General features: G+C 70.7%; 15 protein-coding genes and 4 tRNA genes. 9 read left to right on the plus strand and 10 right to left on the minus strand.

The genetic code is table 11. The features are described 5' to 3' along the window. Positions 1–895: 895 nt before the first annotated feature. The 4 genes from ACH5AF_RS16805 to ACH5AF_RS16820 form a co-directional block, all read right to left on the minus strand. Positions 896–3,064 (minus strand): DEAD/DEAH box helicase, encoded by a 2,169-nt coding sequence (locus ACH5AF_RS16805; RefSeq protein WP_398902414.1) that lies wholly within the window; start codon positions 3,062–3,064, stop codon positions 896–898. A gap of 1,037 nt (positions 3,065–4,101) precedes the next feature. Further along, entirely contained in the window at positions 4,102–4,464 is a 363-nt protein-coding gene (locus ACH5AF_RS16810; RefSeq protein ID WP_398902415.1) for a fluoride efflux transporter FluC, read from the minus strand. Beyond that, positions 4,461–4,970: a CrcB family protein gene (locus tag ACH5AF_RS16815; RefSeq protein ID WP_398902416.1), complete on the minus strand. Its 510-nt coding sequence runs from the start codon at positions 4,968–4,970 to the stop codon at positions 4,461–4,463. The genes ACH5AF_RS16810 and ACH5AF_RS16815 overlap by 4 nt, the downstream gene beginning before the upstream one ends. Further along, positions 4,967–5,317 (minus strand): metallopeptidase family protein, encoded by a 351-nt coding sequence (locus tag ACH5AF_RS16820; RefSeq protein ID WP_398902541.1) that lies wholly within the window; start codon positions 5,315–5,317, stop codon positions 4,967–4,969. Before ACH5AF_RS16820 ends, ACH5AF_RS16815 begins: the two co-directional genes overlap by 4 nt. Positions 5,318–5,393: 76 nt before the next feature. Between ACH5AF_RS16820 and ACH5AF_RS16825 the strand changes: the two genes are divergently transcribed. From ACH5AF_RS16825 to ACH5AF_RS16840, 4 genes are all read left to right on the plus strand, one after another. Continuing rightward, positions 5,394–6,959, plus strand: coding sequence for a metallophosphoesterase (locus tag ACH5AF_RS16825; RefSeq protein WP_398902417.1), 1,566 nt, complete (start codon positions 5,394–5,396; stop codon positions 6,957–6,959). 113 nt (positions 6,960–7,072) lie between these two features. Beyond that, positions 7,073–7,145: transfer RNA gene (locus ACH5AF_RS16830), tRNA-Glu, on the plus strand. A gap of 38 nt (positions 7,146–7,183) precedes the next feature. Then, positions 7,184–7,258 (plus strand) — tRNA-Asp (locus ACH5AF_RS16835). Between the two features lie 22 nt (positions 7,259–7,280). Further along, positions 7,281–7,354 (plus strand) — tRNA-Phe (locus ACH5AF_RS16840). Positions 7,355–7,520: 166 nt separating this feature from the next. On the opposite strand, the gene ACH5AF_RS16845 is transcribed toward ACH5AF_RS16840, so the two are convergent. The 3 genes from ACH5AF_RS16845 to ACH5AF_RS16855 form a co-directional block, all read right to left on the minus strand. Further along, positions 7,521–8,357, minus strand: a complete 837-nt coding sequence (locus ACH5AF_RS16845) for a cytochrome c biogenesis CcdA family protein (RefSeq protein WP_398902418.1) — start codon at positions 8,355–8,357, stop codon at positions 7,521–7,523. Then, positions 8,354–9,091: a DsbA family protein gene (locus ACH5AF_RS16850; RefSeq protein ID WP_398902419.1), complete on the minus strand. Its 738-nt coding sequence runs from the start codon at positions 9,089–9,091 to the stop codon at positions 8,354–8,356. Before ACH5AF_RS16850 ends, ACH5AF_RS16845 begins: the two co-directional genes overlap by 4 nt. 61 nt (positions 9,092–9,152) lie before the next feature. Then, entirely contained in the window at positions 9,153–9,650 is a 498-nt protein-coding gene (locus tag ACH5AF_RS16855; RefSeq protein ID WP_398902420.1) for a hypothetical protein, read from the minus strand. 172 nt (positions 9,651–9,822) lie between these two features. Between ACH5AF_RS16855 and hrpA the strand changes: the two genes are divergently transcribed. From hrpA to ACH5AF_RS16870, 3 genes are all read left to right on the plus strand, one after another. Further along, complete coding sequence (hrpA, locus tag ACH5AF_RS16860; protein ID WP_398902421.1) at positions 9,823–13,779, plus strand: ATP-dependent RNA helicase HrpA; 3,957 nt, start codon at positions 9,823–9,825, stop codon at positions 13,777–13,779. A gap of 89 nt (positions 13,780–13,868) precedes the next feature. Next, a tRNA-Asp gene (locus tag ACH5AF_RS16865) sits at positions 13,869–13,943 on the plus strand. 114 nt (positions 13,944–14,057) lie between these two features. Continuing rightward, on the plus strand, positions 14,058–14,396 hold the full coding sequence (locus ACH5AF_RS16870) for a DUF6274 family protein (RefSeq protein ID WP_398902542.1): 339 nt from the start codon (positions 14,058–14,060) through the stop codon (positions 14,394–14,396). Positions 14,397–14,771: 375 nt separating this feature from the next. On the opposite strand, the gene bldC is transcribed toward ACH5AF_RS16870, so the two are convergent. Further along, positions 14,772–14,978 carry a developmental transcriptional regulator BldC gene (gene bldC / locus ACH5AF_RS16875; RefSeq protein WP_003949541.1) on the minus strand — a complete coding sequence of 69 codons (207 nt, stop codon included), beginning with the start codon at positions 14,976–14,978 and terminating at the stop codon, positions 14,772–14,774. 478 nt (positions 14,979–15,456) lie between these two features. Continuing rightward, on the minus strand, positions 15,457–16,287 hold the full coding sequence (locus ACH5AF_RS16880; protein WP_398902422.1) for a hypothetical protein: 831 nt from the start codon (positions 16,285–16,287) through the stop codon (positions 15,457–15,459). Between the two features lie 155 nt (positions 16,288–16,442). Between ACH5AF_RS16880 and ACH5AF_RS16885 the strand changes: the two genes are divergently transcribed. Both ACH5AF_RS16885 and ACH5AF_RS16890 read left to right on the plus strand, forming a co-directional pair. After that, positions 16,443–17,525, plus strand: coding sequence for a Leu/Phe/Val dehydrogenase (locus tag ACH5AF_RS16885; RefSeq protein ID WP_398902423.1), 1,083 nt, complete (start codon positions 16,443–16,445; stop codon positions 17,523–17,525). Positions 17,526–17,807: 282 nt separating this feature from the next. After that, positions 17,808–18,071 (plus strand): DUF3073 domain-containing protein, encoded by a 264-nt coding sequence (locus ACH5AF_RS16890; RefSeq protein ID WP_177153145.1) that lies wholly within the window; start codon positions 17,808–17,810, stop codon positions 18,069–18,071. A gap of 54 nt (positions 18,072–18,125) precedes the next feature. Here the strand turns inward: ACH5AF_RS16890 and purM are convergent, their stop codons facing one another. After that, complete coding sequence (gene purM, locus ACH5AF_RS16895; protein WP_398902424.1) at positions 18,126–19,211, minus strand: phosphoribosylformylglycinamidine cyclo-ligase; 1,086 nt, start codon at positions 19,209–19,211, stop codon at positions 18,126–18,128. Positions 19,212–19,226 lie beyond the last annotated feature (15 nt).

Consider the following 19,226-nt stretch of genomic DNA (forward strand, 5'->3'; position numbering starts at 1 on the left):
GCAGGTCAGAGGGGGTTTCAAGGCGACTCGACGACGCACTGGCGATCCGGCCACCCGGTCCACCCAATGAATTAAAAGTCCGCTGCTCTGCCAATTGAGCTAACGGCCCTCGGCGCAACACCCCTGAGCATAACCAAAGAGATCCCCGGAACCGATCGGGTATCCGACACCGGCCCCGTCTCGCTCGGCTCACCCACCGCGCCGGGTGGGCGAGCCGAACGGGAAACGGTCAGTACAGGCCTTTGAAGGCGGCCCAGCCGCTGTTGCCGATCCGCACCCTGGTCACGAGGATGCCCGTCCCGGCCCGCTGAACCGGCACAGCTTCCCGGCCGTGTCACGCGCCACCGGGTCCGCCCGCCGTCACGGGTGACGTCGCCCATGCCGACCACCGTCGTGCGGAGCGAACTGTGCCGGCGTGCGACGGTGTCCGACCACGTGCCGTGCAGCGAGTGAGCGCCCTTGGCGTCGTACGGCTTCCGCGACCCATCGGCGTAGGAGACGGAGGCGTACGAGACGGCGGGGAAACCCCCGTCATGGTCGCCGCGGAGGAAACCGGGCACGCCCGCGACCGGCACGTCGGCCGCATGGGAGTCGGGCGCAGGAATCGTGCGCGACAGCGGCGGCTCCGCTGCCACCACGCGGCGTGGCTGCGAGCGGAACGGCGGGGGCCGCCACGACACCGGCGGCGTCAGCCCTGCGAGCACGACGGCTCCCCAGCGCAGTGCGCACCAAGTCTCCTCCCCCCAGGAAACCTGATGTCCGCGGAGACAGGCGCGGCGTTCTCTCAAGCCCCCCAGGGCGCATGTCACAGCCGCCTCGGGTGCGCCGAGAGCAACAGCAGGGCCCGTACGACACCTAGGTGTCGTACGGGCCCTGATCAGTTACTCAGTGCGTGTCAGCCGTTGCGCTTCCAGCGCGGCTTGTCGTCACGGCGGCCGCCGAACGAGCCGGTGTTGGTGCCGGTGTTCGAGCCGGCGCCACCGCGGTGCTCGTCGCGGCGACCGTACGGACGGTCGCTGCCGCCGGAGCGGAAGCCGCCCGAGGGGCGGTCGTCGCGACGGTCGCGGTTGAACGGACGGTCGCTGCCCCGGTGGGCGGCCGGACGGTCGTCGCGGCGGAAGCCACCACGGTCGTTGTCACGACGCTCGAAGGAACGGCCACCACGGTCGTCACGGTCACGGTTGAACCCGCCACGGTCGTTGTCCCGGCGGAAACCGCCCGACGGACGGTCATCGCGACGGAAGCCACCACGGTCGTTGTCACGACGCTCGAAGGAACGGCCACCACGGTCGTCACGGTCACGGTTGAACCCACCGCGGTCGTTGTCCCGGCGGAAACCGCCCGACGGACGGTCGTCACGGCGGTCACGGTTGAACGGACGGTCGCTGCCGCCGGAGCGGAAGCCACCCGACGGGCGGTCGTCGCGACGGAAGCCACCACGGTCGCCACGATCGCCGTCACGGCGGTCGTCACGACGGAAGCCGCCACGGTCGCCACGGTCGTTGCCCCGGCGCTCGAAGTTGCCCCGGTCGTCCCGGCGCTCCTCGCGGCGCTCCGGCTCGGGCGCTGCCTCGACCGCTGCCTCGACCTCGGCCTCCGCGGCCTCGGTCACCTCGGCGACCGCGGCCTCCGGGTCCTCGCCGCGCTCGCGGGCGGCGCGCGCCACCAGGCGGTCGGCCTCCTCGCGGAGCTCGGCCGCGCGGCGCTGCACGCGCTCCAGCTGGCGGGTCAGCTCGACGACCTCGCGCTCCGCCTGCTTGGCGGCGTTGTTCGCGGAGTCGGCCTGGACCTCGGTGAGCGAACGCGCACCGGTGATCTCGGCGACCTCCGGGTCGAACGCGCCCGCACCGCCGACGATGTGGCGCGAGGCGTCCACGCCCGCGTCCTCCATGAGGCGGAAGATCTGACGGCGCTGGTGCGGCAGCGACAGGGACACGACCGTGCCGGACTTGCCGGCGCGGGCGGTACGGCCCGAGCGGTGCAGGTAGTCCTTGTGGTCACCGGCCGGGTCCACGTTCAGGACCAGGTCGATGCCGTCGACGTGGATGCCTCGGGCGGCGACGTCGGTGGCGACGAGCGCGTTGACGTAGCCGTCCTTGAAGTCGGCCAGGGTGCGTGTACGGGCGCCCTGGGTCATGCCGCCGTGCAGCGCGTCCGCCTTCACACCCGACTCGCGCAGCTGCTCCGCGATGCGGTCGGCGCCCAGCTGGGTGCGGACGAAGATGATGGTGCGGCCCTTGCGGGCGGCGATGGCGGCCGTGACCGGCGCCTTGTCCTTGGGCTTCACGACGAGCACGTGGTGCGTCATCGTCGTGACGTTGCCCTGGGCGCTGTCGACCTCGTGGCTGACCGGGTCGGTCAGGTAGCGCTTGACCAGGGTGGAGATCTCGTTCTCCATCGTGGCGGAGAACAGCATCCGCTGGCCGCCGGCCGGGACCTGGTCGAGCAGCTCGGTGACCTCGGGCAGGAAGCCCAGGTCGGACATCTGGTCGGCCTCGTCGAGGACGGCGACCTGGACGGCCTCGAGGGAGCAGGCGCCGCGGTTGATGACGTCGCGCAGGCGGCCCGGGGTGGCGACGAGGACGTCGACACCGCGCTCCAGGGCGTAGATCTGGTTGCCCATGGACGTACCGCCGCAGACGACCTTCATCTTGAGGCCGAGCACGTCGCCGTACGGCTGGAGGGCGTCCGCGACCTGCATCGCGAGTTCACGGGTGGGGGTGAGGATGACCGCGCGGGGCTTCTTCTTCTCGGTGTGACCGCCGGCCAGCGTGGCCAGGGTCGGCAGACCGAAGGAGAGCGTCTTGCCGGAGCCGGTACGGCCGCGGCCGAGGATGTCCTTGCCGGCCAGGGCGTCCGGGATGGTCGCGGCCTGGATCGGGAAGGGGCTCGTCACGCCGTTCTGCGCCAGCTTGCGGACGACGCCCTCGGGCAGACCGAGGTCCGCGAACGTGACCTGGGGCTCCTGGGGCTCTTCGGCGGCCGTCTCGACGACCTCTACGACCGTCTCGTCGAACGTGTCGTTCTCGGGCATGACGGCGTGATCAGTACTGAAAGTGGACATGCGAAATGCGAAACCTTCCGGAGTCTCGGCACGCGCCCAAACTCCGTGATTCGCAATTCGACCGCCTCGATGCGGTCAGCCACGGCTAGGGAAATACGCGCCACGCGGCGCGCTTCCGTTTCGGCGCCGGGCAATGGGATCAAACGATCTACCACCATACGCACCCTCCCCCGGTAAAGGCAAACCGCTCCCGAGTGACCCCGCTTACATCCCCGGCGCCCGCACCTCCGGCTCGACCCGGAGGCCCTACGCCGGTCTGTCCTGGGGCGACGCGGCGGGCTCGCCGTTGCCGGGGCCCGGCAGCCCGCCTCGCCCCCACGTGCACCTCGGGCGCCGAGGAGGCCGACGGCTGACCGGTCGGTTCGCTCGGCTGCGGCGTGGGGCTCGTGGGCGGCTCCGGGGTCGGCTCGGACGGCGGCATGGTCGGGGGCTGCTCGGTCGAGGACGGCGAACCGCCGCCATGGGGCGGCGTCGGCTCCGTCCCCGGCTTCAGGGGCTTCCCGCCAGGTGCCGGGTCCGCCCCTGTGCTCTGCACCCCCTCGGCGCGCTTGCCCTTCTCCTTCCCCGCGTCGGCCTCCTCGGCGTCCTTCCCGTCCCGCCCGTCCTCACCGTGCTCGGCTGCCCCGCGCCGCGCGCCGCCGGGGGCGCCGTGGCCACCGTCGGGCTCCGCGGCCACCCCGCGCTCCGCCGAGACGCTGGGCGCGGGCTTCCTGCCCGCGTCGTCGCTCACGCTCATACAGCCTGTCGAGGCCAGGACCGCCCATGAGGCGGCGATCCAGACGGCCTTCCGGCCGGGGGCTGACAACTGGCGCACGGGGGCACCTCCGGGACGAGGGGGCATGCGGGTCGCCCTGCCCAACTCCCGGCGCCCGGCCGGGGACACGCCCTCGACGCACCCGTCCCGCGCACCCCGCCGCGCCCGGAACGGACCGGACCCAGGCACCCCGCAGCCGTCGCGCGACACCCCCGCCGCCGCGCACCGGACCCGCCCCCCGACCCGTCAGCCGTCGCGCGAGACTCCGCCGCCCCCCGACCCGTCAGCCCACGATGCCGCGCGCCAACTCCACGCCCAGGAAGACCGATCCGAGCCCGATCAGCACGGAGGCGGCCACGTTCGCGACGGCCAGGAACTTCCAGCCGCGTTCGGCCAGGCGCAGCGTCTCGTAGGAGAACGTGGAGTACGTCGTGAGCGCCCCGCACAGCCCCGTGCCCAGCAGCGCGTACGCCCCAGACGACACCGAAGCCCCGGCCAGAGCACCGAGGAAGAGGCTTCCCACGGCGTTCACCGTGAACGTCCCCCACGGGAACACCGAGTCGTGCCGCGCCTGTACCGCACGGTCCGTCAGATAGCGCAAGGGGGCGCCGGCCGCCCCGCCCGCGATCACCAGCAGCCAGTTCATCGCGCGCCTGCCCGGGCGACCCGCGCCGCGCGGTCCAGGGCCGCCCTGGTGAGGGAGGCGGCCAGCCACACGGCTGCCAGGGCACCGGCGGCCGTGCCACCCGCGTACGCCACGGCGGTCCCTGCCTCCTCGCGTTCCAGGAGCTCGGTGAAGTCGAGGGCGTAGGTCGAGAACGTCGTGAAACCGCCGAGCACGCCCACCCCGAGGAACGGCCGGACCAGCGGGTGCGCGGTGCGGCCGCGCTCGCCCACCAGCACCATCAGTACGCCGATCAAGGCGCAGCCGAGCACGTTCACCCAGAAGACGGCCCAGGGGAACGCCCCCTGAGGGGCGGGCCACAGCAACAGCGCACCGTACCGGGCCGACGCGCCCGCCGCGCCACCCGCCGAGATCGCCGCGAGCACCGCCAACCCGTGTGCACCCGCCAGTTCGGCACGTTGGGCCGGCACATGGAGGTCGACGTCCGGATCGATCGCTTCCGGGACGCCGTCCGGGCCGGAGCTCACCCGTACCCCAGGGCGTGCAGCCGCTCGTCGTCGATCCCGAAGTGGTGCGCGATCTCGTGCACCACGGTGATCTCGGTCTCGGCGACGACGTCCTCGCGCGTCTCGCACATCCGCAGCGTCGGCCCCCGGTAGATGGTGATGCGGTCCGGCAGCACACCCGCGTACCACTCGCCGCGATCCGTCAGCGGAGTCCCCTCGTAGAGCCCGAGCAGCTCGGGGTCGTCCACGGTGGGTTCGTCCTCCACGAACACGGCGACGTTGTCCATCAGCCGCGTCAGTTCGGGCGGGATCCTGTCCAGGGCCTCGGCGACCAGTTCCTCGAACTCCTCGCGCGTCATCTCCAGCACCCGGCCATTGTCACGCACGCCGTGCCCGCCGCGCCGCCCCGGCATGGTGGCCGGTCGCATGGGGCATACGGCACCAATGGCCCGCGAAGCCCCGGAATCGAACCAGTCGTCCCGTCCGATCCGCCTGATCCGTACCGCGCTGCGGCGCGGCGGCCCCGCGACTGCGCGGGCCACCGCGCTTCCGCACGCCCCGCGGCCCTGGACCCGCGCGCTCGGCCTGACGGCCGTCGTCCTCGTCGGAGCCTGGCTCGGCCTGCTCATCGTCGGCAACGTCCGTACTCCCGTCGGCCCGATGGACACCACCATGACGCTGCGTCCTTCCTTCAGCGGCGGCACGAAGATCAACGTCTCCCCGCTCGGCGCCCTCGAACTCGACTCCCACGTCGCCCCCGTCCGCCTCGACGTCGACGTGGACCGCCTCGACCCGGACCGCTCCCGGGCCCTGGTCGAACACCCCGAGCGGCTGTCCGGGCTCCAGGACGAGATCTCCGCCGACGTGCGGGACGGCACCACGGAGCTCGCGGTGCGCTCCTGCGTCGCCGTCGTCTCCGGCGCGACCGCACTGGGCCTGGCCGTCTACCGCCGCCCCCGTCGCGCCCTCGCCGCCGGCGGGCTCGCGCTCGCGCTCCTCGCCGCGTCCGGCGTCTCGGCGGCCGCGACGTGGAATCCGAAGTCCGTGCTGGAGCCCAAGTTCTCCGGACTGCTGTCCTCCGCGCCGTCCGTCGTCGGCAACGCGCGCTCGATCGTGACCGAATTCGATGTCTACCAGAGGGAGTTGGCACGCCTGGTCACCAACGTCACCAAGCTGTACGACGCGACATCGACGCTCCCGGCCTACCGGCCGGACCCGGGCACGATGCGGGTGCTCCACGTCTCCGACATCCACCTCAACCCGGCCGCCTGGCACATCATCGGCTCCCTCGTGAAGCAGTACGGCATCGACGTGATCATCGACTCCGGCGACACCATGGACCACGGATCATCCGCCGAGAACGGATTCCTCGACCCCATCCGCGACCTGGGCGCGCCCTATGTGTGGGTCCGCGGCAACCACGACTCGCGTACGACGCAGGAGTACCTGTCCCGGATGAAGAACGTCCACGTCCTCGACGAAGGGCGGGCCGTCAGCGTCGCCGGGCTGCGCATCGCGGGCACCGGCGACCCGCAGTTCACCCCGGACCGGTCGGTCGTCGCCCAGGGCGACCCGGCGGAACGCATGACCGGCATCCGCCTCGCGTCCGCCCTTCGCGACCAGAAGAGCGCCGGGACCCCGGTCGACATCGCGGTCGCCCACAACCCCGTGGCGGCCCGCGAGACCGACGGCACCGTGCCGCTGGTCCTGGCCGGGCACGTCCACAAACGGCACACCGAGGTGCTGAGGCACGGCACCCGCCTCAAGATCGAGGGGTCGACGGGCGGCGGCGGACTGCGCGCGGTGCAGAACCAGGAGCCGGAGAAGGTACGCGCCTCGGTGCTCTACCTCGACCGGACGAACCGGCAGCTCCAGGCGTGGGACGAGATCACGCTGGGCGGCCTGGGCCTGACCACGGCGGAGGTCAGCCGCCATGTCGCCCGGCCACCGGCCCCCTCCCCCTCGCCCTCCCCCTCGGTGTCACCGGGTTCGCCGACGCCGTCTCCGTAGGGGCTTGCGGCGGGCGGGACCTGGCTCCCCGAAAGCGTTTTGGCGATAGCTCCCCGCATCCCATATGCTTCTCACGTCCCCGACGCGCTGCGAAGCGCCCAGGCGGGCCCTTAGCCCTCATCGTCTAGTGGCCCAGGACGCCGCCCTTTCAAGGCGGTAGCACGGGTTCGAATCCCGTTGGGGGCACGCATCACCGTGTGCGAGACTTGTCTCGCATCACGCTTGGTCCTGTGGAGCAGTTTGGAGTGCTCGCCACCCTGTCAAGGTGGAGGCCGCGGGTTCAAATCCCGTCAGGACCGCTGAAGCTCGAAAGAGCTTCTCGGCTGGGTAGCTCAGTTGGTACGAGCGATCGCCTGAAAAGCGATAGGTCGCCGGTTCGACCCCGGCCCCAGCCACCGTACGAAGGCCCCGATCCCCGGATCGGGGCCTTCGCCGTTTCCCGGCCGCGCCCCCAAAAGCGCGAGCGGGCCCCCGTCCGGCGGACAGGGGCCCGCACCGTCGCGGCCCGGCAGCTGGGCGCGGCCGCGGAGACCCGCGGCGAGCGCGGGCGTGCGCATCCTGCTACGCCTTCTCCCGCTCTTCCCCGCGGCGCCACCCGCGCACGCCCAGGATCAGCGCCGCCACCGCGACGACCACGACGAGCAGCACCCAGTCCGGGATCGCCCTCCCGATGCCCGCCGCCCACTCCTCCACCGCGAACGAGTCGTCGACCGACAGCAGGCCCGGCAGGGCCGTCGTGCCGTCGAACACCAGGAACAGGGCGCCCAGCAGGACGAAGAACATCCCCGACGCCAGCGACGTCGTGTGCAGCCGGAACCGGCCTACGCCCAGTTCGCGCCCGCGAAGCCATCGGCGCGCGCCCAGGTCGAAGCGGTCCCAGAGCAGGGCCAGCAGGAACAACGGGACCGCCATGCCCAGGGCGTAGACCGCGAGCAGCAGACCGCCGTAGACCGGGCTGCCGCTCAGGGCCGCCACGGTCAGCACGCTGCCGAGGATCGGGCCCGCGCAGAAGCCCGCCAGCCCGTAGACCAGGCCCAGGGCGTAGACCGACAGGGCCGTCGTCGGACGGATACGGCCCGACACCTCGGCGATACGGCGCGAGGCGAAGCCCGTCCCGAGGATCTGCGCGACCCCGAGCACGACGATCAGCCAGCCACCGGCCGGGACCAGCAGGTCACGGTGGCCGTAGAAGAGCCGCCCCGCGAAGGACCCGGCCGCGCCGAGCGGGACCAGGGTCGTCGCCAGGCCGGCGTAGAAGATGCCGGTACGCGCCAGCAGCCGGCCCGTGGAGTCGATCGAGTACGCGAAGAACGCGGGGAGCAGCAGCGCGCTGCACGGACTGATCAGGGCGAGCAGCCCGCCGAGGAAGGCCGCCAGATAACCGATGTCCTGCGTCACGAGCCCTGCTTCGCGGTCCGGGCCGCCGCCTCGACGGCCTCGGTGAACGTCTCCATGGGCTGGGCCCCCGCGATGGGCCGGCCGTTGATCAGGAAGGACGGCGTGGACGTGGCGCCCAGACCGTAGCCCTCCTCCTGGTCCTTCGTGACCGCCCGGCGCGCGGCATCGCTGTGCAGGTCACGCGCGAAGCGGTCGAGGTCGCCGACCCCGGCCTCGCGGGCCAGCGCGGTGAGGCGGTCCGGTCCGAAGCCCTTCTCCTTGGCGTCGTCGGCGTACGCCGCCGCGTGGAACTGCCAGAAGCGGCCCTGCTGCCCTGCCGCCCAGGCGGCGCGTGCCGCGGCCTCGGACGCCTCGCCGAAGATCGGAAAGTTGCGCCACTCGATCCGCAGGACACCCGCGTCGACGTACTTCTTCACCAGCTGCGGCTCGGTGTCGCGGGCGAACTTCCCGCAGTAGCCGCACTGGAAGTCCGCGTACTCGACCATCACGACGGGCGCGTCCACGCGGCCCATGGCCAGGGGGTCCCCGGCGTCCCGGCGGGCGAGCCTCTCCAGCTCGGGGTAGGTGCCCGCCCGCGGTTCGGCGGAGACGTCGGCGGCGGACGACGAGCCGACAGACGGCGCACGGTCGGGCTCGGTGGCGGTGTACGAGGCGAAGCCGAGCAGCACCGCGGCGACGAGCACACCCGCTCCGATGGCGAGCGGCTTGCGTGAGGGGGACGTGGCGGAAGACATGGAGGAGCTCCTGAGCGAGAAGGCCGAACGGAACGAATACCGGTGGAGGGGACCGGCGGACCTATACGCGCAGGACGGTCAGATCGACCGCGGAGGGCGGCGCGAGTGGTGGCGGGCCGCGCAGGGGCGTCACGGCCGGCACGGCCTGGTCGCAGACGAGTGCCGAGCCGGCGGGGCCGTGAGCCTGGGACAGGGCGGGAAGAAGCTCGTACGCGGATCCGCCGCGTGGCGGCACTCCCGGGTGCGCTCCGCTGTCCTCACCGCCGGTGCGCTGCCCGCACCTGGACCGGGGCGCCGGACCCACCACAGCGGGTGCCATGTCCCCGGTGCCGACGGCCTCGGCCGGGGCGCTGCCCCCAGCGGCGGTGCCCGCGAGGGCCTCACCGCGGCCGAAGCCCCGACCGAAGCCCCGGCCGAAGCCCGTCCCCGTATCCGCGCCGTCAGCGGCATGAGCCGCACGCGCGGCCGGCAAGGTGTCCGGGTGGGTGTCCGCCGCCGGTGTGCCCGTCGCGCATCCCAGCAACGCGCTGAGCAGTCCGAGCAGCAGGCTCGTGGTCACCGCGACACGGTGCCGGCGGTCGCCGCCGTTCGGCATGGGCGCGCTTTCCCCCTCGGGACGTTCGGGATGTTCGGGATCTCGGGCGGCGGAGACGATTCGCTCCATACTGCACCAGCTTGCTGACGAAATGGGTTCGCCAGTGGTTTGCGGAGGGTGCGATCCTGGACTCCGTATGTCTACTTCCTTCGCCGACCTCCAGACCCTGCTGGCCGGGGCGTCCCTGCGCGACGCCCACCGGCTCGGCCGCCGTCTGGAGGGCGCCCGCCGCATCCGTAAGCCCGACGCGCGGCAGGCCGTGCTGGACGAGATCGCCGCCGAGGCCGAGAGGTCCGCGGCCCGTGCCGCGCGGCGTGCCGAGCGCGTGCCCGAGGTCACGTACCCGGAGCAGCTCCCGGTCAGTCAGAAGAAGGACACGATCCTCCAGGCGATACGGGACCACCAGGTCGTGATCGTCGCGGGCGAGACCGGGTCCGGCAAGACGACCCAGATCCCCAAGATCTGCCTGGAGCTCGGCCGGGGCGTGCGCGGCATGATCGGCCATACGCAGCCCCGCCGTATCGCGGCCCGTACGGTCGCCGAGCGCGTCGCGGAGGAGCTGCGGACCCCGCTCGGCGAGGCGGTCGGCTGGAAGGTCCGCTTCACCGACCAGGTGAACCAGGACGCCACCTTCGTCAAGCTGATGACGGACGGCATCCTGCTCGCCGAGATCCAGACGGACCGCGAGCTGCGCGCCTACGACACGATCATCATCGACGAGGCCCACGAGCGGTCCCTGAACATCGACTTCCTGCTCGGCTATCTCGCACAGCTGCTGCCGAAGCGCCCCGACCTCAAGGTCGTCATCACCTCCGCGACGATCGACCCGGAGCGGTTCTCCCGCCACTTCGGCGACGCCCCGATCGTCGAGGTCAGCGGCCGGACGTATCCGGTCGAGGTCCGCTACCGCCCGCTCCTCGAAGAGGATTCCGAGGACTCCGACCGCGACCAGATCACCGCGATCACCGACGCCGTCGAGGAGCTGATGGGCGAGGGCAAGGGCGACATCCTCGTCTTCCTCTCCGGCGAGCGCGAGATCCGCGACACCGCGGACGCGCTCAACAAGAAGCAGTACAGATTCACCGAGGTGCTCCCCCTCTACGCGCGCCTTTCGCACGCCGAGCAGCACCGCGTCTTCCAGCCGCACACCGGCCGCCGGATCGTCCTCGCGACGAACGTCGCGGAGACGTCGCTGACCGTGCCCGGCATCAAGTACGTGATCGACCCGGGCACGGCCCGTATCTCGCGCTACAGCCATCGCACCAAGGTCCAGCGGCTGCCGATCGAGCCGATCAGCCAGGCCAGCGCCAACCAGCGCAAGGGCCGCTGCGGCCGTACCTCCGACGGCATCTGCATCCGGCTGTACTCCGAGGACGATTTCCTCACCCGCCCGGAGTTCACGGACGCGGAGATCCTGCGCACCAACCTCGCGTCCGTCATCCTCCAGATGACCGCGGCCGGGCTCGGCGACATCGAGAAGTTCCCCTTCATCGACCCGCCGGACCACCGCAACATCCGCGACGGCGTACAGCTGCTCCAGGAGCTGGGCGCCTTCGACCCGGCGCAGAAGGACCCCCGCAAGCAGCTGACCCAGCTCGGCCGCAAGCTCTCCCAGCTCCCGGTCGACCCCCGGCTCGCCCGGATGGTCATCGAGGCCGACAAGAACGGCTGCGTGCGCGAGGTCATGGTCATCGCGGCCGCGCTGTCCATCCAGGACCCGCGCGAACGCCCGGCCGAGAAGCAGGCGCAGGCCGACCAGCAGCACGCCCGCTTCAAGGACGAGACCAGCGACTTCCTCGCCTTCCTCAACCTGTGGCGCTACATCCGCGAACAGCAGAGGGAACGCGGCTCGTCCAGCTTCCGCCGCATGTGCAAGCAGGAGTACCTCAACTTCCTGCGCATCCGCGAGTGGCAGGACATCTACTCCCAGCTGCGCACGGTGGCGAAGCAGATGGGGATCCACCTGGTCGAGGAGGACGCCCCCGAGCAGTCCGTCCATGTGTCCCTGCTCTCGGGCCTGCTCTCGCACGTCGGCATGAAGGACGTGAAGGAGGGCGCGAAGAACGAGTACCTGGGCGCGCGGAACGCCAAGTTCGCGATCTTCCCCGGATCCGCGCTCTTCAAGAAGCCGCCGCGCTTCGTGATGTCCGCCGAGCTCGTGGAGACCTCACGCCTGTGGGCTCGCGTCAACGCGAAGATCGAACCGGAGTGGATCGAACCGCTCGCCCAGCATTTGCTGAAGCGTACGTACAGCGAGCCGCACTGGGAGAAGGACGCCGCCGCCGTCATGGCGTACGAGAAGGTGACGCTCTACGGCGTGCCGATCGTCGCCCAGCGCAAGGTGAACTACGGGCGCATCGACCCGGAGACCTCCCGTGACCTGTTCATCCGCAACGCCCTCGTCGAGGGCGACTGGCGCACCCACCACAAGTTCTTCGCGGACAACCGCAAACTTCTGACCGAGGTCGAGGAGTTGGAGCACCGGGCCCGCCGCCGCGACATCCTCGTGGACGACGAGACCCTCTTCGACTTCTACGACCGGCGCGTGCCCGACCACGTCGTGTCCGGTGCCCACTTCGACTCCTGGTGGAAGCACAAGCGCCGCGAGCAGCCCGAACTGCTCGACTTCGAGCGCGAGATGCTGATCAACGAGAAGGCCGGGGCGGTCACCAAGGACGACTACCCGGACTCGTGGCGGCAGGGCCGGCTGAAGTTCCGGGTGACGTACCAGTTCGAGCCGGGCGCGGACGCCGACGGTGTCACCGTCCACATCCCGCTCCAGGTGCTGAACCAGGTCACCGACGAGGGCTTCGACTGGCAGATCCCCGGCCTGCGCGAAGAGGTCGTCACCGAACTGATCCGCTCCCTCCCGAAGCCGATCCGCCGCCATTACGTGCCGGCGCCGAACTACGCGAAGGCGTTCCTGGACAAGGCCGTCCCGCTGCAGGAGCCGCTGCCCGTCGCCCTGGCGCGTGAGCTCCAGCGTATGGTCGGCGTTCCCGTCACGGCGAACGACTTCGATCTCTCCAGGATCCCCGACCACCTCAAGATCACGTTCCGGATCGTCGACGAGCGCCGCAAGAAGCTCGCCGAGGACAAGGACCTGGAGGCGCTGCGGCTGGCGCTGCGGCCGAAGGCCCGTCAGGCGCTGTCCAGGGCCGCCGCCTCCTCCGGCCCGTCGGGTGAGGCGCTGGAGCGCACGGGCCTGAAGGACTGGACGATCGGCACGCTGGCGAGGGTGTTCGAAACACCTCCCCTCGGGCTCCGCCCTGGGGATGCCCCATGGGCCGGCCAGCCGGTCAAGGCGTACCCGGCGCTCGTCGACGCGGGCGACAGCGTCTCCGTACGGCTCTTCGACACCGAGGCCGAGCAGACGCGGGCGATGTGGCAGGGCACCCGCCGTCTGATCATGCTGAACATCCCCGTGAACCCGGCGAAGTTCGCCTCCGACAGGCTGACCAACCAGCAGAAGCTGGCGCTGTCCCGCAATCCGCACGGTTCGATCCAGGCGCTGTTCGACGACTGCGCCATGGCGGCGGCGGACCGGCTCATCGCCGACCACGGCGGCCCGGCGTGGGACGAGGAATCGTTCCGGAAGCTGTTCGACAAGGTCCGCTCGGACCTCGTGGAGCTGACCGTCCGGACCATCGATCAGGTGCAGCAGATCCTGGCGGCCTGGCAGGCCTGTGAGCGGCGCCTGAAGGCCACGAACAGCCTGACCCTGATCAACAACGTCCAGGACGTGCGCGAGCAGCTGGCGGCCCTCGTGCCGGCCGGCTTCGTGACGCGCACGGGCCTGCGCAGGCTCCCCGATCTGATGCGCTACCTGATCGCCGTGGACCGCCGGCTCCAGCAGATGCCGACGGCCGTCCAGCGCGACACCACGCGCATGCAGAAGGTCCACGAGATGCAGGACGAGTACGCCTGGCTGCTGGAGCAGCTGCCCCAGGGCCGGCCGGTGCCGCAGGAGGTCCTGGACATCCGCTGGATGATCGAGGAGCTCCGGGTCAGCTACTTCGCGCATGCGCTGGGCACGGCGTACCCCGTCTCTGACAAGCGGATCGTGAAGGCGATCGACGCGGCGGCACCGTGACGGCGCGGTCGCCCTGGGTGAGTTCGACCCGGTCGGCAGACCTGCTGTACAGTCTCTCTCGCAGCCAGGAAACATCGGCTGCGAAACCTGGTCCTGTGGAGCAGTTTGGAGTGCTCGCCACCCTGTCAAGGTGGAGGCCGCGGGTTCAAATCCCGTCAGGACCGCGCCAGATGACGAAGGCCCGCATCATCACGATGCGGGCCTTCGTCGTATGCGCGCGCAGGCCGTCTTGACGGCGCCATCAGCCACCGGTACCCAGGGTCCAGGGGGTGACGTACATGGCGGCGTCGACGGCGAGACGGTACGAGACGCGCGCGCTGCTGCGCGCCCATCTGGCGGCCGCCACGAGCTACCGCCATCTGACGAGGACCTGCCCCATCTGCCATCGGCTCCTGCGCCTCGCCATGGAGCGCCCCGAGAGCGGGCCGACGGCACCGCGGGCAACACCAGTTGCCGAGCCGGCCGCACCGCCCGCCACCCCAGCCGCGGACACTCCACAGGCCGCTCCCGCCGCCGGAACTCCACCAGCCGGACCTACTCCACCGGCCGGACCGCCGAGCCCACCTGCCGACGGCATCCCCGCGCCGGGCCGGGACGAAGGCCTTTCCCAGGAGTGACCAACACCCAGCGCATCATGCCCCTTTCAGTGACGGGCCGGCGTTTGGCAAGACGCGCGCACTGTGATGGGTGTCACCGAACGGGTTTCCTGAAGGGCTGAACTTAACCACTCCCTACAAGCCCCCCATTTAATATGTGCCATTGCACCACCGCCCCAGGAGTCCCATAGGTCGACAGCGATGTCACCCCCGACCCCGCGGACGGCCGGCCCCGGTGCCCCTCAGCCACGTTTCCGGACACAAAAAGATCGCGCTGGACCCGGCGGAGTCCAGCGCGATCGAAGACGAAGGCCTGTTGGGGCAGACGCGCGCCTGTGGAGCAAGTGGTGGACGCATCCGAGGTGGGGGCCCCGGAAATGCCCGGTCAGACGGGGTTCAGGCCTCGCTGCGCTGCTGCGGAATACCCGCAAGCAGTGCACGGACCTCTGCCTCGCGGTAGCGGCGATGCCCCCCGAGCGTGCGGATGGACGTGAGCTTGCCCGCCTTCGCCCAGCGGGTGACCGTCTTCGGGTCCACGCGGAACATCGTGGCAACCTCAGCCGGGGTCAGCAGCGGCTCGGCATCAGGGGTGCGAGCGGTCATGAGCGGCCTCCTCGGGAGAACCGAACCTTCTCGGTTCTTTCCTCTAAATTCTGCACCTTGACCCACGTTGCCCGAAATGGCGGACGCGGGCCGAGTCGGTTATAGGACGAACGGCTTGTCCTCGGCACTACAACTACACCATCTGTCCAGCCACGTCGGCCAAACCGATGGAATTGCCCTCTCAGGTGTCCATCAACGGCGGAAGGCCGATGGACCATGCCATAACGGACAGTCACGTCACAGTGACGATCAGTCACAGAGCGATCAGGAGTCCTCAGACCCCCCATAGCGTGCAATGCTGAGCGATCCGCCCGAACTCGGACGGAAGGAACCCTCCCCGGACTCCTTGTCCTATTTTGACACGAGGGTAGGTGATGGGCGCAAGAGAGCGGTTAGTGCTGTCCGTCACGCTTGAGGCAATCGCCCGGATCGGAACCTACGTCCCCTCCTCGTCCCCACCCCCCGCCGCACACCTTCGTCAATTGGCGAACTGACGATCCTTCACGGCTCTCCAACGATCCGTCAGACGCCCGTACGCCTCCGCCGCGCCCTTGCCGTCCCCGGCCCGCAGCGCCGCGATCCCCTGCGCCGCGTCGGCCGCCGACCGGTCCCCGGCCAGAAGATCGCCGGGCAGGGCGTGCACCAGACCGCCGTAGTCCAGCTCGACCAGCGAGCGCGGATGGAACTCCTCCAGCCAGCGCCCCACATCCACCAGGCTCTCGGTCAGCGGCCCCTCGTCGATCGTCTCCCGCAGCGTTCGCAGCGCCCGGGCGAGCCGTCGGCGGGCCTGGACCATCGGCGTCCGGTAGCGCAGCGAGGGAGCCGTCGCGGTGTACTCGCGCTCCTCGTCGGCGAAGAGCACGAACCATCCCACGGGCACGCCCCACACCGCCGTCCTGATCCACGGGCGGGCGTCGGGATTCCGCTCGCGCCACTGCTCGAAGTCGGCGGCGGCCTGTCCCCGCACCACCGGCGGCAGCACCGCGTCCAGCAGCGGCGCCGGCAACTGGTCGGGCAGCTCCTCCAGCGCCAGCCAGCCCCGCAGCCGCGTCCGCCACGGGCACACGCACACCACGCCGTCGATGTCGGTCACGAAGGCGTCCGCGCTCTCGTGGACGGGGACCGGGACGGGGGGCGTGGGCAGCAGGTCGGCCAGCGACCGTCGCAGCTCGTCCTGCGCGGTCGGGGTGTCATCCCTGTGGGCGTAGCGCGCCCAGTGGCTGCGCTCGGGCTCGGGGAAGGCCGCCAGCGGCTCGTAGATCCGCAGATAGGCCGCGTACGGGACAAGGACCGAAGACAGCGCTGGCATGCCGCAAATCCTTCCATGCCCGTACTCCGCCGGGGGGTGATCTCCGGCACCAGGTCGGATCTACGCACGCGTAGGACTTACTCTCTTGCCCAGACGGACCTTCCCCACCCGCAGGAAGGCCCGCATCCGCCGCTTCGTACTTGGGAGTCACCACCGTGACCGATGTGACAGACGGCGTCCTGCACACCCTGTTCCGATCGGAGCAGGGAGGGCACGAGCAGGTCGTGCTCTGCCAGGACCGCGCGTCCGGCCTGAAGGCCGTCATCGCCATCCACTCCACCGCCCTGGGCCCGGCCCTCGGCGGCACCCGCTTCTACCCGTACGCCTCCGAGGAAGAGGCCGTCGCCGACGCGCTGAACCTCTCCCGGGGCATGTCGTACAAGAACGCCATGGCCGGTCTCGACCACGGCGGCGGCAAGGCCGTGATCATCGGCGATCCCGAGCAGATCAAGTCCGAGGAGCTGCTGCTGGCCTACGGCCGGTTCGTGGACTCCCTCGGCGGCCGTTACGTGACCGCCTGCGACGTCGGCACCTACGTCGCCGACATGGACGTCGTCGCGCGCGAGAGCCGCTGGGTCACCGGCCGCTCCCCCGAGAACGGTGGCGCGGGCGACTCGTCCGTGCTCACCGCCTACGGCGTCTTCCAGGGCATGCGCGCCTCCGCCCAGCACCTGTGGGGCGACCCGACGCTGCGCGGCCGCAAGATCGGCATCGCCGGTGTCGGCAAGGTCGGCCACCATCTGGTCGAGCACCTGCTCTCCGACGGCGCCCAGGTCGTGATCACCGATGTGCGCCAGGAGTCCGTGCGCCGGATCCTCGACAAGCACCCCGAGGTCATCGCGGTAACGGACACCGACGCCCTGATCCGCACGGAAGGCCTGGACGTCTACGCCCCCTGCGCGCTCGGCGGCGCCCTCAACGACGACAGCGTGCCGGTGCTGACAGCGAAGATCGTCTGCGGTGCGGCCAACAACCAGCTCGCGCACCCGGGCGTCGAGAAGGACCTCGCGGACCGCGGGATCCTCTACGCCCCCGACTACGTGGTGAACGCCGGCGGCGTCATCCAGGTCGCCGACGAGCTGCACGGCTTCGACTTCGACCGGTGCAGGGCGAAGGCGTCGAAGATCTTCGACACCACGCTGGCGATATTCGCACGTGCGAAGGAAGACGGTATTCCGCCGGCCGCCGCCGCCGACCGGATCGCCGAGCAGCGCATGGCGGACGCCCGCCGTCGCTGACCCGCGCGCCCGTCCGGCCCGCCCCGACCGGGGAGACAAGACTCACCCCGGTCGGCGGGTCGGACGCCTGGAAGAGGTTAAAATCGCAGTTGACCAGCGAGGACAGGGCTCCTCGCGGGTTGTGTGAAGCGGCACCTGATGCGGGCGGCGTACCGTATGGCCGCGGAAGCAGGTACCGTTGAAGCCCTACGGACCGAGCTCTTCACGGAGAGCCCGTTCCGACTCATGAACGCGTGTCAAGACTCTGGGGCCGTCGAGCCCCGTCACCGAGGGGGTCGAGCCATGGGGCGCGGCCGGGCCAAGGCCAAGCAGACAAAGGTCGCCCGCCAGCTGAAGTACAACAGCGGCGGGACTGACCTGTCGCGTCTGGCCAACGAGCTGGGCGCATCGACTTCGAGTCCGATTTCGAGCCAGCCGCCGAACGGCGAGCCGTTCGAGGACGACGACGAGGAAGACGACCCGTACGCGCGGTACGCGGACATGTACAACGACGACGAGGACGAGGACGACGAGTCCGGTCCGTCGTCACAGCGCCGCGGCGCTTGACGCAGTACTCACCGACCCGGTCCGGGGCAGGCCCCGGACCGGGTTCTGTGCTGTTCAGATCGCGTAGTCACCCGTCAGCGCGGCGCCCGTGCCGTGGTCTCCGCGCTCGATGATCTCGCCCGCGACCCAGGCGTCCACACCGCGGTCCGCGAGCGTGGTCAGCGCCACGTCGACGGAGGCCGCCGGGACGACGGCCATCATGCCGACGCCCATGTTGAGCGTCTTCTCCAGCTCCAGCCGCTCGACCCGGCCGGCCGTGCCGACGAGATCGAACACGGCGCCGGGGGCCCAGGTGGAGCGGTCGACCGTCGCGTGCAGGTGGTCCGGGACGACCCGGGCCAGGTTGTTGGCGAGCCCGCCGCCGGTGATGTGGCTGAACGCGTGCACCTCGGTGGTCCGGGTGAGCGCGAGACAGTCCAGCGAATAGATCTTGGTGGGCTCCAGCAGCTCCTCGCCGAGCGTCCGGCCGAGCTCCTCGACCTGCGTCTCCAGCGACATCTTCGCCCGATCGAAGAGGACGTGGCGCACCAGCGAGTACCCGTTGGAGTGAAGCCCCGACGACGCCATCGCGAGGACCACGTCACCCGTACGGATGCGATCAGCGCCCAGCAGCCGGTCGGCCTCGACCACGCCCGTGCCCGCCCCGGCGACGTCGAAGTCGTCCGGGCCCAGCAGGCCGGGGTGCTCGGCGGTCTCGCCGCCCACCAGCGCCGTACCGGCGAGGACACAGCCCTCGGCGATGCCCTTGACGATGCCGGCGACCCGCTCGGGGTGCACCTTGCCGACGCAGATGTAGTCGGTCATGAACAGCGGCTCGGCGCCGCAGACGACGATGTCGTCCATGACCATGGCGACCAGGTCGTGGCCGATGGTGTCGTACACGCCCATCCGGCGGGCGATGTCGACCTTCGTGCCGACGCCGTCGGTCGCGGAGGCGAGCAGCGGTCGCTCGTAGCGCTTGAGGGCGGAGGCGTCGAAGAGGCCGGCGAATCCACCGAGGCCGCCGAGGCCCGCGACTTCGGCGCGCTGCGTCTTCTTCACCCACTCCTTCATCAGCTCGACGGCGCGGTCACCCGCTTCGATGTCGACACCAGCGGCTGCGTAGCTGGCGCCGCCCTCGGCACTGGGAGTCTCACTCATGAGGTTGAGAGCTTT

Origin of the sequence: Streptomyces sp. NPDC018833 (genome assembly GCF_044390825.1) — a bacterium.
GTDB lineage: Bacteria > Actinomycetota > Actinomycetes > Streptomycetales > Streptomycetaceae > Streptomyces.